At 48.4% G+C, this 13,437-nt stretch carries 16 protein-coding genes; 5 read left to right on the top strand and 11 right to left on the bottom strand.

Going from position 1 to position 13,437, the window contains the following annotated elements:
• Window positions 1-9: 9 nt before the first annotated feature.
• Window positions 10-696, bottom strand: coding sequence for a septum site-determining protein MinC (minC, locus tag QWJ20_RS00775; RefSeq protein ID WP_095699384.1), 687 nt, complete (start codon window positions 694-696; stop codon window positions 10-12).
• Between the two features lie 136 nt (window positions 697-832).
• Between minC and QWJ20_RS00770 the strand changes: the two genes are divergently transcribed.
• The 4 genes from QWJ20_RS00770 to QWJ20_RS00755 all read left to right on the top strand — a co-directional run bounded on the left by QWJ20_RS00770 (window position 833) and on the right by QWJ20_RS00755 (window position 3,088).
• Window positions 833-1,090 carry a YcgL domain-containing protein gene (locus QWJ20_RS00770; protein WP_095699385.1) on the top strand — a complete coding sequence of 86 codons (258 nt, stop codon included), beginning with the start codon at window positions 833-835 and terminating at the stop codon, window positions 1,088-1,090.
• 342 nt (window positions 1,091-1,432) lie between these two features.
• A complete protein-coding gene (locus QWJ20_RS00765) occupies window positions 1,433-2,089 on the top strand; it encodes a fumarylacetoacetate hydrolase family protein (RefSeq protein ID WP_095994491.1) in 657 nt (218 codons plus the stop codon).
• A 119-nt stretch (window positions 2,090-2,208) separates the two neighbouring features.
• A complete protein-coding gene (locus QWJ20_RS00760; RefSeq protein ID WP_015840178.1) occupies window positions 2,209-2,655 on the top strand; it encodes a YcgN family cysteine cluster protein in 447 nt (148 codons plus the stop codon).
• Window positions 2,656-2,890: 235 nt separating this feature from the next.
• Window positions 2,891-3,088, top strand: coding sequence for a DNA polymerase III subunit theta (locus tag QWJ20_RS00755; protein WP_010275471.1), 198 nt, complete (start codon window positions 2,891-2,893; stop codon window positions 3,086-3,088).
• A gap of 74 nt (window positions 3,089-3,162) precedes the next feature.
• Here the strand turns inward: QWJ20_RS00755 and dsbB are convergent, their stop codons facing one another.
• Window positions 3,163-3,693: a disulfide bond formation protein DsbB gene (gene dsbB / locus QWJ20_RS00750; protein WP_119888748.1), complete on the bottom strand. Its 531-nt coding sequence runs from the start codon at window positions 3,691-3,693 to the stop codon at window positions 3,163-3,165.
• Between the two features lie 194 nt (window positions 3,694-3,887).
• Complete coding sequence (gene nhaB / locus QWJ20_RS00745) at window positions 3,888-5,468, bottom strand: sodium/proton antiporter NhaB (RefSeq protein WP_433991638.1); 1,581 nt, start codon at window positions 5,466-5,468, stop codon at window positions 3,888-3,890.
• A 229-nt stretch (window positions 5,469-5,697) separates the two neighbouring features.
• On the opposite strand from nhaB, the gene fadR reads away from it, so the two are divergent.
• Window positions 5,698-6,417: a fatty acid metabolism transcriptional regulator FadR gene (gene fadR / locus QWJ20_RS00740; RefSeq protein ID WP_095699389.1), complete on the top strand. Its 720-nt coding sequence runs from the start codon at window positions 5,698-5,700 to the stop codon at window positions 6,415-6,417.
• Between the two features lie 105 nt (window positions 6,418-6,522).
• Here the strand turns inward: fadR and QWJ20_RS00735 are convergent, their stop codons facing one another.
• The 8 genes from QWJ20_RS00735 to QWJ20_RS00700 form a co-directional block, all read right to left on the bottom strand.
• Window positions 6,523-8,064 carry a SpoVR family protein gene (locus QWJ20_RS00735; protein ID WP_039319701.1) on the bottom strand — a complete coding sequence of 514 codons (1,542 nt, stop codon included), beginning with the start codon at window positions 8,062-8,064 and terminating at the stop codon, window positions 6,523-6,525.
• A 242-nt stretch (window positions 8,065-8,306) separates the two neighbouring features.
• Complete coding sequence (locus tag QWJ20_RS00730) at window positions 8,307-9,206, bottom strand: tagatose-bisphosphate aldolase (protein WP_433991637.1); 900 nt, start codon at window positions 9,204-9,206, stop codon at window positions 8,307-8,309.
• 36 nt (window positions 9,207-9,242) lie between these two features.
• The gene (locus tag QWJ20_RS00725; protein ID WP_433991636.1) at window positions 9,243-9,776 is read right to left on the bottom strand and encodes an AAA family ATPase; all 534 of its coding nucleotides are present in this window, start codon (window positions 9,774-9,776) and stop codon (window positions 9,243-9,245) included.
• Window positions 9,773-10,210: a PTS sugar transporter subunit IIA gene (locus QWJ20_RS00720; protein WP_109410972.1), complete on the bottom strand. Its 438-nt coding sequence runs from the start codon at window positions 10,208-10,210 to the stop codon at window positions 9,773-9,775. Before QWJ20_RS00720 ends, QWJ20_RS00725 begins: the two co-directional genes overlap by 4 nt.
• A 6-nt stretch (window positions 10,211-10,216) precedes the next feature.
• Window positions 10,217-10,495, bottom strand: a complete 279-nt coding sequence (locus QWJ20_RS00715) for a hypothetical protein (RefSeq protein ID WP_433991635.1) — start codon at window positions 10,493-10,495, stop codon at window positions 10,217-10,219.
• Between the two features lie 44 nt (window positions 10,496-10,539).
• The gene (locus tag QWJ20_RS00710) at window positions 10,540-11,877 is read right to left on the bottom strand and encodes a PTS sugar transporter subunit IIC (protein WP_433991634.1); all 1,338 of its coding nucleotides are present in this window, start codon (window positions 11,875-11,877) and stop codon (window positions 10,540-10,542) included.
• Window positions 11,878-11,890: 13 nt separating this feature from the next.
• A complete protein-coding gene (locus QWJ20_RS00705) occupies window positions 11,891-12,184 on the bottom strand; it encodes a PTS sugar transporter subunit IIB (protein WP_039288047.1) in 294 nt (97 codons plus the stop codon).
• A 10-nt stretch (window positions 12,185-12,194) separates the two neighbouring features.
• Window positions 12,195-13,175: a 6-phosphofructokinase gene (locus QWJ20_RS00700; RefSeq protein WP_095699395.1), complete on the bottom strand. Its 981-nt coding sequence runs from the start codon at window positions 13,173-13,175 to the stop codon at window positions 12,195-12,197.
• Window positions 13,176-13,437: the final 262 nt, after the last annotated feature.

The raw sequence follows: 13,437 nt of genomic DNA, 5'->3' as shown, positions 1-13,437 counted from the left end.
TGGGAGATTCTAGTCTAGAGGTTTTATCGTTAAAACATTGTCCAGCTGGTTCAGATTGATCCGTGCTGGCTGCCCAAAATAAGCTTCAGGGATCTGATCGCTCAGCCAGTAGCGGCCAGCAATCGAGACCAGTTCTGCGGCCAGATGCGTACAGAATATCTGGCTCTGAACATCGCCAGAAACGCCTGCGAGGGCTCGGCCGCGCATCATGCCGTAAATATGAATATTGCCATCGGCAATCACCTCAGCACCCGCGCTAACGCTGCTTGTGACGATTAAGTCACAGTTCCGGGCGTAAATCTGTTGGCCGGAGCGAACGGGGGTGTTGATGACTTTCGTTTTCACCGCAGCAGGAACGGCGGCGACGGGCTCGACTACCCGGCGTTGTGCTTTACCTTCGCTCAGAAGGGGAAGCCCCGCCTGCGCAATGGTTTTCTTTAATGCGTCGTCGGTACATCCGCTGACGCCAACGACATGCAGGCCAGTTGACGAAATAGCCTGCTGCAATTTTATCCAGTCGGTTTCCGCTGTTAATGCAGCAACATTAATGACAACGGGGGCATTTTTCAGGAAAGCAGGCGCTTGCTCTATTTTTTCCTGTAGTGCCTGGTAAATTACCTCGGGTTGGGAATCATGCAAATGAACAACCGATAAGGTAAAGCTGCTGCCTTTTAGCTCTATTGGCGTTTGTGACATCTATCCTGACTCAGTTTCAGCATCTTTTAATCCCTAGAGTAACATTTAAGGCATGATATTCCAGAGCGCTGTAAGCATGTTATAGTCACAATTATATACAGGCAAGATGGCATTCCCATCAAATAGAGTAAAAAAAATGTTTTGTGTGATCTATCGAAGTGCTAAACGCGATCAGACCTATCTTTATGTTGAAAAAAAAGACGATTTCTCACGCGTGCCGGAAGAATTAATGAAAAGTTTCGGCACGCCGCAGTTGGCCATGCTCTTACCGCTGGAGGGGCGTAAAAAACTGGCGAATGCGGATATAGAAAAAGTGAAACTTGCGCTACAGGAACAGGGCTTTTATCTGCAAGTTCCTCCACCGGTCGAGAGCTTATTAACCACGCCGGTATAAGTGTAAAAAAATAATACCAAAATGCACTTTCAGATAAAGCCGCAAACATAATTTGGCGTGGAATATCTCAGCCGTTTGCATGATATTCCGCGCGATAAATATTCACCTTTTGAGTTTTATCCCGCCACAATTTAATTGTTTCCATTTTTGATGAGATAGGACTTCGTTTCCTCCTCATCGGATCCCCAGCCTTGCGCGCCTGAAATCTGTTGGGGTAACCCCCGTTGCGATGATATAACGATGGTTTTGCACCATCGTGTTCTTATATAGCTGTTTTCCTTTTGGTCGTGTTCTGTGCCACGAAAGCAGCGATAATCCAACAGACAGGGCAGGAGAATACCCATGTATCAACACAGAGACTGGCAGGGCGCGCTGCTTGATTTCCCAGTAAACAAAGTCGTTTGCGTCGGGAGCAACTACTCAGAACACATCAAAGAAATGGGCAATGCGATCCCAAGTGAGCCCGTTTTATTCATCAAGCCTGAAACCGCACTGTGTGACTTACGCCAGCCCGTTGCCATCCCTAAAAATCTGGGTTCGGTTCATCACGAAGTCGAGCTGGCCGTGCTGATCGGTACGCCGTTAAAGCAGGCGAATGAAGAACGCGTCGCTCGGGCGATTGCGGGTTATGGTGTAGCACTGGATCTGACGCTGCGTGATTTGCAGTCTGATTTTAAAAAGGCGGGTCAACCGTGGGAAAAAGCCAAAGCGTTTGACGGTTCCTGCCCGATCTCTGGTTTTATTCCGGTTGCCGAGTTTGGCGATCCGCAGCAAACCGATCTGGGTGTAAAAGTGAATGATGAAGTGCGCCAGCAGGGCAACACGCGTGATATGATTACGCCGATTCTGCCGCTGATTGCTTACATGAGCCGTTTCTTTACGCTGCGCGCGGGCGATATTATTTTAACGGGTACGCCAAAAGGGGTCGGTCCGATCCTGTCTGGCGATATGCTGACGATTACGGTAAATGACCGGACGTTAAGCACGCGTATTATCTAACGCCCCCGGCTGCCCGTATTGAACGACGGGCAGCAAAATTTCCCCGCCGCGCCCGCCAGAATCACGCATTTTTATTTACACCGCTATCGATTTATACAACTAAGGTAACTGGAAGAGACATGACTGAACGCCCTTTTTGGCAGCAAAAAACGTTGTCTGAGATGTCCGACGATGAATGGGAGTCGCTGTGCGATGGCTGCGGTCAGTGCTGTTTGCATAAACTGATTGATGAGGATACGGAGGAAATCTACTTTACCAACGTCGCCTGTAATCAACTGAATATTAAAAGCTGTCAGTGCCGTAACTATGAGAAACGCTTTGAGTACGAGCCGGACTGTATCAAGCTGACGCGTGAAAACCTGCTGACGTTTAACTGGCTACCCGCGACCTGTGCGTATCGCCTGATCCATGAACGTGAAGATTTACCGCAGTGGCACCCGCTGGTCTGTGGTACTAAAACGGCGATGCACCGTGAGCGTATCTCCGTGCGCCATATCGCCGTGCGTGAGACTGAGGTGGTGGACTGGCAGGACCACATTTTAAACAAGCCCGAGTGGGCGCGATAGTTTCTGTTCGGCGCTAGGCTGTTATCTGATTAAAACAAGAGGCCCCTCAATCTGAATCACTCAGAAGAGGGGCTTTTTATTGGGGGATAATCAGCGTTCATTCGTCATCCCATCTGTTTTTGTCTGTTACTTCACATTTCTCTTTTTCATTGTGCGAATCATGCTGTCATCTCCGGCACAAATCGTGACGTGTTGTATAATTTTAAAGCGGTTAAACCAGCAGGAGGGAGAGCATGTGATTAACTTTGAGAAAATTATTCTTGAGTACAGCGAGCAGTACACCGACTTTGCTGCCTCCACCATTGCTTTTATGGAAAGTCAGGAAAAAAAGATCGACGCAGATGAAATATCACGAAGAATCCCGCAGGAAAAAAGACCTTTTTTTAATGAAAGATTAGGCCATTATCGCGATATCTACAGACCACAGCAGTGAGGGGTGGCACAAGCCTGTGAGGCGTAGAAACAGTTACCAGAAGCCCGACTCTCGTCGGGCTTTTCGGTATTTCATTAGCGGCTGAAGAGGTCGCGACGCTTAGGGCGGAAAGGCTGAGCGATCAATACCAGCACGGCAACCAACAGATAAGCGGCAAAGATGCCAAGCAGCCACTGCGGCATTTCCATAGAAAGGAATTCCCACTGACGTACTGAGCAATCACCTGTCGCATTGAAAATGGCCGGAAGCCATTTGTCTAAAGGCAACCATGACGGGAAGCTGACAAAGAAATCACAGGTGGTAAACGGCGACGGATTTAACAAAATATCCGTGTGTTTCCATGCCAGACGGAACCCTTCATAAGAACTGTATATCCATAGTGCGATGGCCGGGTAACGCAACGCCGTTGTTGGCGCGATGGCACCCACAATACCTGCCGCGAACACGCCCCACAGCGCACAGCGCTGATAGATACACAGCACGCACGGTTTTAATAACATCACATGCTGAAAATAGAGCGCGGTCAATTCCAACGCTAAAGCAGTAAACGCCAGCAGCAGCCACGCACCACGCCCGCGTGAGCAACGATTAAGAAATCGCAACATAAAAATATTCCATGCTAAACATGATTGAAGCAGCAGTGTAAACCGTTCTGGCTTCACTGCCATCATTTCACTGTGCAAAACGTAACGATATGTTTATTTGATGCTTTTATATCATTCTGTCGCGACAAAAATGATGTTGATGATGTCATCAAGACCGAAATTGTCGCCACGGTGATTACTATACACGATCGTGATTATGAGTGACTGCCCGATATGGTCAAGTCTGGCAAAGAAATCCATTGTTTATTCATCAGAAAATCGGTGAACGGTACCAGCGTGAACTCAACGCAAAGTAACCCGACCAGCGTCATCACAATGGTGTAAGGCAGAGCCATGATCACCATGCGCCCGTAAGATAAACGGATAAGCGGTGCCAGAGAGGACGTCAGCAAGAACAGAAACGCGGCTTGCCCATTCGGCGTGGCGACGGAAGGCAGATTGGTGCCGGTATTGATCGCGACAGCGAGTAACTCAAACTGAGGTAGCGAGATATGACCGTTCTCAAAGGCGTTGCGCGCTTCGTTAATATAAACCGAGCCAACGAAGACGTTATCCGATATCGATGAGAGCAGGCCGTTGAACAGATAAAATTGCGTCAGCTGCGCGCTCTCAGAAGATTGCAGGACGTGGTGGATAATCGGTGAAAACAGTTGCTGATCGATAATGACGGCGACGATAGCGAAGAAGACCGTCAGCAGCGCGGTAAACGGCATGGCATCCTGAAACGCTTTACCAATGGCATGCTCTTCAGTTACGCCGCAGAACGTCGTAGCCATAATGATCACGGAAAGGCCAATCAACCCGACCTCAGCCAGATGAAACGCCAGCGCGACAATGAGCCAGACGCCAATCACCGCCTGCACAATTAAACGCGCTTTATCCTGCGGCGTGCGCTTTTCTGTCATGTCACGATCGTAATCCTCAAGCACGCGGCGCACGTTGTCTGGCAGATTTACGCCATAGCCGAAGAGTTTAAAACGCTCAACCAGCACGCAGGTCAGGATACCGCAAATAAACACCGGGACGGTCACCGGTGACATACGCAGGAAGAAGCTGACGAAATCCCAACCGGCGCTTTTCGCGATAATCAGGTTCTGAGGTTCGCCAACCATCGTCATCACGCCGCCCAGTGCCGTACCGACGCCAGCGTGCATGAGCAGGCTGCGCAAGAATGCCCGAAACTGCTCCAGCGTACGATGCTGCTCCTCGCTGTTTAGCGCGCTGTCATCGCTGATATCGGCCTCGTCTTCACCTTGCTGGGAAACGAAACGGTGATAAATACCATAAAACCCGATCGCGACGCTGATAATAACGGCAATCACGGTTAGCGCATCAAGGAACGCGGAAAGAAAGGCGGCGGCGATACAGAAAGCAAGTGAAAGCAGCGTTTTGGAATGAATGCGCAGCAGCAGTTTGGTAAACACAAAGAGCAGCAGTTGCTTCATGAAGTAGATGCCTGCCACCATAAACACCAGCAGCATGAGGACTTCAATATTCCCCGTTATTTCATGCCACACCTGCTGCGGGCTGGTCATACCGATGAAGATTGCCTGTAGTGCCAGCAGGCCGCCAGGCTGTAATGGGTAACATTTCAGCGCCATGCCTAGCGTAAAAATAAACTCCACGACGAGTAACCAACCGGCCCAAAACGGGCTGACAAAATAAAACAGCAGCGGATTAATCAGCAAGAAGCAAAAAATAGTCAGTTTGTACCAGTCTGGCGCGTATCCCAGGAAATTTTTTAGCAGCGCGCGGTGGAGAGGCATGGCGATCATAATGGAAGAGGAATCCTTATTCGTTAGAATAGTTTGATGGTTTTATCATATCGTAAAAACTTTACAAACGGGCAGAAGTCTACCGTTCTAAGGCGTGAGAGGGCGGTTTGCAGTCACAATTTTTCATTGAAATTGCTTGGTGCCCGAGTGCGGCGCTATATCATGATTCTTTCGTCTGGTATTATGACTTAGCTTTTTTCGGCAATCACCGCTACGGATTATCAAACACATGGTTATAAAGGCGCAAAGTCCGGCTGGATTCGCGGAAGAATACATTATCGAAAGTATATGGAATAACCGCTTTCCTCCTGGCTCTATTTTGCCCGCGGAAAGAGAGCTTTCCGAACTGATCGGCGTGACCCGTACTACGCTGCGTGAAGTGCTTCAGCGCCTAGCCCGCGATGGCTGGCTGACGATACAGCACGGGAAACCCACAAAAATTAACAACTTTTGGGAAACCTCCGGGCTCAATATTCTGGAAACGCTGGCTCGACTCGATCACGATAGCGTGCCGCAACTGATCGATAACCTGCTGGCCGTGCGCACCAACATCGCCGCCATTTTTATTCGGACGGCGCTACGCCATAACCCGGAAAAAGTGCGTGATGTATTAACTCAGACAAGCGCGGTAGACGATAGCGCAGAAGCCTTTGCACAACTTGACTACAACGTGTTTCGTGGCTTGGCCTTTGCCTCCGGCAATCCGATTTATGGTCTGATCCTGAACGGCCTGAAAGGGCTGTATATTCGCGTAGGGCGTTACTATTTTTCCAATCCGGAAGCCCGCAAGCTGGCGGTGAATTTTTACGGTCGGTTGGACGCGTTGCGCAGCGAAGAGCTTTACGATCAGGTGATGGATGTCGTCAGGCATTACGGTAAAGAAAGTGGGGCGATCTGGCACAGTATGCAGAGCGCGATCCCGCGGGACATCGCGGAAGTACGCCGCTAAGGCTCATACCGCAGCGTCATTGTGAGAATATGAAAAGGGGATTCAGGTTGCTGCCTGAATCCCCTTTCTCTTTAGTCGTGTCGCTGACCTGTGAACCGAGTTCCGTTATGTGGCTGCCGTCCCGTTACGCGGCGGACAGCGTTCAATCAACTCGATGCTACCATCCGTGTTAGCCTGTTCCAGATAAACGTCAAATCCCCACAGGCGATGGACGTGCTTCAACACTTCCTGGCTACTTTTATCCAGCGGTGCACGATTATGCGGAACATAGCGCAGCGTCAGCGCCCGATTACCGCGTAAATCCACGTTCCAGACCTGAATGTTCGGTTCCAGGTGGCTCAGGTTGTACTGCGCGGAGAGCTCCTGTCGGATCAAACGATAGCCTTCTTCGTCATGAATCGCGGCAATTTCCAGATAGTTATTTCGGTCGTCGTCCAGAACCGTAAACAGCCGGAAATCACGCATCAATTTAGGCGACAGGAACTGGCTGATGAAACTCTCGTCCTTGAAGTTCTGCATCGCAAAATGCAGCGTATCGAGCCAGTCTTTACCCGCGATATCGGGGAACCAGTAGCGGTCTTCGTCCGTCGGTGACTGACAAATACGCTTGATATCCTGAAACATCGCGAAGCCCAGCGCATACGGATTAATCCCGTTGTAGTACGGACTATTGTACGGCGGCTGATAGATCACATTGGTATGGCTGTGCAGGAACTCCAGCATGAAGCGCTCGGTGACTCGGCCTTCATCGTAGAGATGATTCAGAATGGTGTAGTGCCAGAACGTGGCCCAGCCTTCATTCATCACCTGAGTCTGCTTCTGTGGATAGAAATACTGGCTGACTTTCCGCACGATACGCAGAACCTCACGCTGCCAGGGCTCCAGCAGCGGCGCGTTTTTCTCCATAAAATAGAGCAGATTTTCCTGCGGTTCTTGCGGAAAACGTCTGGCTTGTTCTGGTGCAGCCCCCTGTTCGCGACGCGGTAAGGTCTTCCAGAGATCGTTAACCTGGCTTTGCAGGTAGGCCTCACGGCTTTTCTGGCGGGACTTTTCCTCTTCGAGCGAAATCTTCTGCGGGCGCTTATAGCGGTCAACGCCGTAATTCATTAATGCATGGCAGGAATCTAACAGGCGTTCCACCTCGTCTACGCCATAACGCTCTTCGCATTGCGCGATATACTGCCGGGCAAACAGCAGGTAATCGACGATGGAACTGGCGTCGGTCCAACTGCGGAATAGGTAGTTACCTTTGAAGAACGAGTTGTGTCCGTAGCAGGCATGCGCCATGACCAGCGCCTGCATCGGCAGCGTGTTCTCTTCCATCAAATACGCGATACAGGGATCGGAGTTAATGACGATTTCGTAGGCCAGCCCCTGCTGCCCGTGTTTGTAACGCTGTTCGGTTTCGATAAATTTCTTCCCGAACGACCAGTGGGCATAGTTGATCGGCATGCCTATGCTGGAATAGGCGTCCATCATTTGTTCTGAAGTGATGACTTCAATCTGATGAGGGTAGGTTGCCAAACGATACAGCTTCGCCACCCGATCAATCTCATCAAGGTAAACCTGTAATAACTCAAACGTCCAGTCCGGTCCATCACTCAGGCGAAGTGTTTTTTTTACCTGATTATCCGTCGATATAGCCATCAGCGCGCCCCCTAACATAACAAGTCTGTACGTGAGATCTCGTTTACTGCCTTCCCGCTGGCTCCTGTCAAAAAATCATCGTGGTTCATTTAGTTATAGCTGAGCTTTGGAAACGCGGCAATTGACGAATTGAGCGTGTTTGATGGAGAAAGGCCGCTGAGGGGAGAAAAAAGAAACCGGTATTACGCTGTCGATTGACAGGGAAATGCGCTCCCCGGAGAGAGCGCGAAATGCCGTTTGGACTAGGTGCGTTGATACCGTTTTAATAGCGCCTGAATATCGTTGAGACGGGAAACGGCAATCGTAGACAGCTTCTCTTTAGAAACGTCTCGATCGAGTGAGATGCAATCCTTCCACAGAGAACGACCGGCAATCACGCCAGAGGCACCATTTTTCAACGCGCTCTCTACCTGAGGGAGAAACGTCGCGTGATCGACGCCAGCGGATAGGACGGCCCAGGGAATGTCACCGCAGAGTGCGGTCACGCGTGCACAGGCCTCATCAGATCCAGGGTAAGGGATTTTTAAGACCTTTGCGCCTTGGTCGATACAAGCCTGACAGCCTGCTGGAATGAGTTCGGGCAGGAGGCGGGTATAGTCTTCACGAGATTCATTTTCCAGCGGATAGGTCAGGAATTCGACGACGAGCAGTAAATCTTCCTGCGCAAAATCCTGAATCACGGTACGAAGTGTGGCAAGGTTGCGGGTATTGGCGTCTGGTCTATCTGGGCGAAGGTAAATCATGATTTTTCCGCCAGTGGCACCCCATTCGCGCACTTTACGTGCCGTTACGCCTTCAACCATCGTGGAGATCCGGTAGCCTTCTGGCGTTGTTTCCCACCCTGACGCATCAAGCCCGATGAGCAGGCCCGTATCGCGGGGCAAAATGTCTTCGTCTATCAGGCCCGGTATGGCGCAGATCGGATCAACCAGCACACAGCCTGCCTCCGCCGCCAGATAGCGGGTGATGTCATATTTTGTTTTTCCTAATGTTTCATTGGTAATCGCGGCCTGTGCTTCTGATGTCGGTGCTAATACTGTTCGCATACCGCCACGTTGATCGCAGGCAATAACCATCATGGCGCCTGTTGCGTTACAAATTAATTGATATCCTCGGTGTTCAGCAGTTGTCATGGTGTTCATAATAATTACCCTCATAAAAGTAATATAAATAAGCGATTAATCCAGGTGTGTTTTGATCCATTGAATTAATTCCTGATGATTAATTTCCTTATCCTGATCAACCGTGTAACACTTTCCAATACGCATCGGTTGGGCCTGATGCGCGAGTGACATTAATTCCGGGAGATATTCATCGCCGGGATGGCCTTTTATTCTTTCATTAACTCTGGCTTGATATCGCTCTGCTACCCGAACAGATGAGATGGCATTCCATATTTCAAGCGTATGGTGGATATCACATGAAGCCAGATAATCTTGCAATACGGTTTTCTCGCGAAAACCGAACCAGGCATCAAGAACCAGAATACTATTCTCAGGAGTCTGTCTAACAATATTAAACATGGCTTGATAGGCGGCGTACCCCAGCTTTCTGTTTAACGTTCTATCAATCACATCGCAAAACTGCATCATGAACGGCTCTTTTATTTCATCAAGACTTAACCGATAGAGACTCAATTTATCCGCAATGATACGTGCTACCGTGCTTTTCCCTGATGCGGGAATGCCATTGACTAAAATAAGCTTTTTCATAATACTCCGACAATATCATCTGACGTCGTGGCGCTTCGAATACGAGAGAGCATATCGTCCTTTTCCAATAGGTTGATGATTGAGGCGATACCTTCTGTAATATGCGCATCGCTGTTAACGCCGCCGAACATAATTAAAATATCCACCGGTTCACTTCCCTGAATCGAGAGCGGAGTCTGTAGCGTCAGTAAACTGAAACAATTCTCCTGAACCCCGCATTCAGGGCGCGCATGGGGAATAGCTATGCCTTCATCAAAAACATAATAAGGCCCGTATTCCTTCGTGCTTTCTATTACCGCGACGGGATAGTTCTTCGTAATACATCCTGCACGGATTAACGGTTGTGCGGCGCAATAAATAGCCTCTTCCCATGTCTTACATATCACGCCCAGTTGAATACAATCGTGCTGCAAAAGGAAATTTTTTATGCTCATAAATCCTCATATATTTTCCCGAATGGTGTTTCTGAGTTCATCTATCTGAATAAAAATATCATCAACGCGATCCCGATAGTCAGGATGAGAAGAAAATACCTGAATGGCCTGATTGTATTTAATCATTAGCGCTTTTTGCGTTTCACTATGAGCAGGATCTTGAACTAAACGAAACTCAAGCTCCGCTAATTCTTCCTCAATTTCCCTGACGCGATTGTCATCCTTATTATCGCGAGGGCCGGAAGAGGGACCCGGGGAAAAAAAACGTTTGAGTAGAGAAAACATAGTGACTCCTTAAGCTATTTGCATAATGACGACAGGCCAATACGCTATTGCGATAGTTTACGATTCGCAATAAAGGCAATGAATGCAACAAACGCGACAAAGGCGGCGACAAATAACCAGTCTTGCTGGAAAGCGTGTCCTAATATCAGGCCAGTACTGATGACATCAGAATCACTGAAGGTGACGCCGGTAAATCCGAAATCTTCCAGTAATGGCACCAGAATGGCGGGCAAGAGCGTAATGAAAAGGCCATGAACGACACCGCCGATGACTGCGCCGCGCCGTCCTCCCAGCGCATTACCGAAAATACCGGCTGTGCCGCCCGCAAAGAAGTTGGTCAATAAACCCGGTAAGATCATCGCCAGCCCAAACATCGGGAAGATCAGCATCCCGAGAATAGAACCGACGGTGGTGGCGAGGAACCCGACAATGACGGCGTTGGGTGCATAGGGGAAGAGCACCGGACAATCCAACGCGGGTTTGGCGTTAGGGACCAGCCGCATGGCGATACCTCGAAATGCGGGAACCAGCTCATTAAGCAGCAGACGGACACCGCTGTAGAGAACGAAAACGCCCGCGACAAACTGCATGGACTGCATGAAGGAGTACATCAGATAGTTGACGCCGTTGGCGTATTGCGCGATGTAGGTCGGTCCTGCCGCCACGGCTGGGATGAGGTACATCGGCACCATGACGACGGCCATCGACAGGTAGGTATCCTGCAAGAATTTGAAGTTATCGGGCAGCGTTAAATCTTCCGTGGATTTGGAATTTTTACCAACTAACCGCGCGACGGCGGCCTGCACCAGATACCCGATGGTACAAAAATGCCCCAGAGCTACATCATCGGAATTCGTGATTTTACGGACAATCGGCTGTGCTAGCGCGGGCATCAGCACGGCCATAATGCCGCCAAATATGCCGCCGGTTAGGATCAGCGTTGCGCCGGTCAAACCTGCCTTATAGCCAATTACGGTACCGATTGTTGCCATCCACAGCAGAGCCTGTCCCGTCAGGAAGATATATTTAAAGGGGGTAATGCGCGCAATAAGGATGTTGACGGCAAAGATCACCATGAGCGTTAACGCGACTTCTGACCCAAGTTCGCGGTTTGCCAACCCGGCGATGGCGGCGACATCGGTGATGTAGCCTTTCATGCCAAAGCCTTGCGTGAAGATACTGTTCAAATAAGTCAGGGTATCAACGATGATGTTAATCCCTGCCATCATGATGAGGAAACCCAGCAGCGTCTTGAACGTCCCCTCTGCGGTTTTTCCTACCGATTTTTTCTGCAAAATCAACCCGATCATGGCGATCAGCGCGATCAATATGGATGCCTGGCCTAATAAGTCTTTCACAATGAAATTGATAACGGTGTTCATGTTTCACCTCATGCTATTGATGAGCCTGGATATACGTTAAAATTTTTTCTTCTATTTCATCTTTGTCAGTCAATTTATTAAGAATAATGACTCTTTTTTTCTCGTCTTCACTGGCATCGCTGTTCAGGATGTCAGCAAATATTTTCTGGGTTAGGATGACGTCATAATTGAAGGCAGAGGCCTCTGAAATCGTGGTGTGATTTATTTCTGCATCAATACCTAATTTTTTTAGTACGGATTTGGCTGTCATTTCGATAGCGAAACTGGAACCTAATCCACAACCGCAAACGCAAAGTACTTTCAACATAATCATGGCCTCATATAAGGTGATGGGCTTTCGCGAGCTTATAAAAATGACTTTCGACATCAACCAAACGTCGTTCGGAATCCTCCAGGTCGATAGGAATAGCCTTGTTGTTATTATTGATAATGATAATTTTATTGGTCAGTCCGGAATTAATACACCGAACGACTTCTTCTGCTAACAGGGTGCCCTGAATAATTTCTTCCCCGGTGGGCGCGCCATTTCGTAAACCATATCCCAAAATAGTTTTTCGGATACGGATGCCAATCTTATGCTCTAGTTTCTTGATAATGGTATCGATAGCGCCCTGAAAGCCAGGAGTATATTCATGGGTATAGCCTTCAGAGCATAAAATAATCACGCTGTTTTGTTCTGCGATTTTCTCCCGAATACATTGTGATAATTTATCAATCTCCCACGGTGATTCTGGAATGAGTGCGATGTCTGCGTTGCTCTTTAATGCTGCCTGCAAGGTTAATTCGCCACAATATCCACCGAGTAATTCGATCATGAATACCCGGCCCTGTAACCCCCGGCCTGTATTTCGCAATTTTTCTACTTCACTCATTACCTGCTCGCAGGCGGTAGAAAAACCGATCGTATAGCTATTCCCTGAGATATCATTATCAATTGTCATTCCTACGCCATAGCAATGAACGCCATAGTGACTGAGTTTTTTTAAAAATTGGAATGAGCCATCTCCGCCAGCCATAATGAGCGCGTCGAGTTTTTGTTTTTGAATGTTTTTGACGATTTGCTCATAGTCTGTTTTTCTGCATTTTCCGGTTTTTCTCCCTGAAGTAATCAGGGGCATTGCTGAGATGGAGTAATCCACCAAATCGCGGCGAGTGAGGACTTTACAGCAGTTATCGATAAGGCCATTAATTCCACCATCGAAAATGACGATGTCAGAGGCAGTCATTCTATTCACCTGAAAGATGAAATTATTTATTCCGCTAACGTCGCCGCCGCTAATGACTAATCCAATTTTCATCGTCGCCCTCTGGAAATATGAATAACTATCGTGTGAACACAATGTTATTAAACTGATAAGGCGTTTTTTTGATGAATGTCGCAATTTTGTATTTAACTACGAGGTCGTGTGTCTTGACAGTGATGTTGTTGGTTCTATTGCTGTGATGATTATCACGATTTAAAAATAAGCAATATAACTAACTTATTAATTAAATTGATATTTAACATTTTCACCTTTTTTATCTTTATTACTCTTTTCAGCTAAAAAACGAATACGTATT

This window comes from Pectobacterium sp. S5 (genome assembly GCF_051707265.1).
GTDB lineage: Bacteria > Pseudomonadota > Gammaproteobacteria > Enterobacterales > Enterobacteriaceae > Pectobacterium > Pectobacterium polare.
Note: the sequence above shows the minus strand (reverse complement) of the source record. Positions and strands in the feature narration are given on the sequence as shown.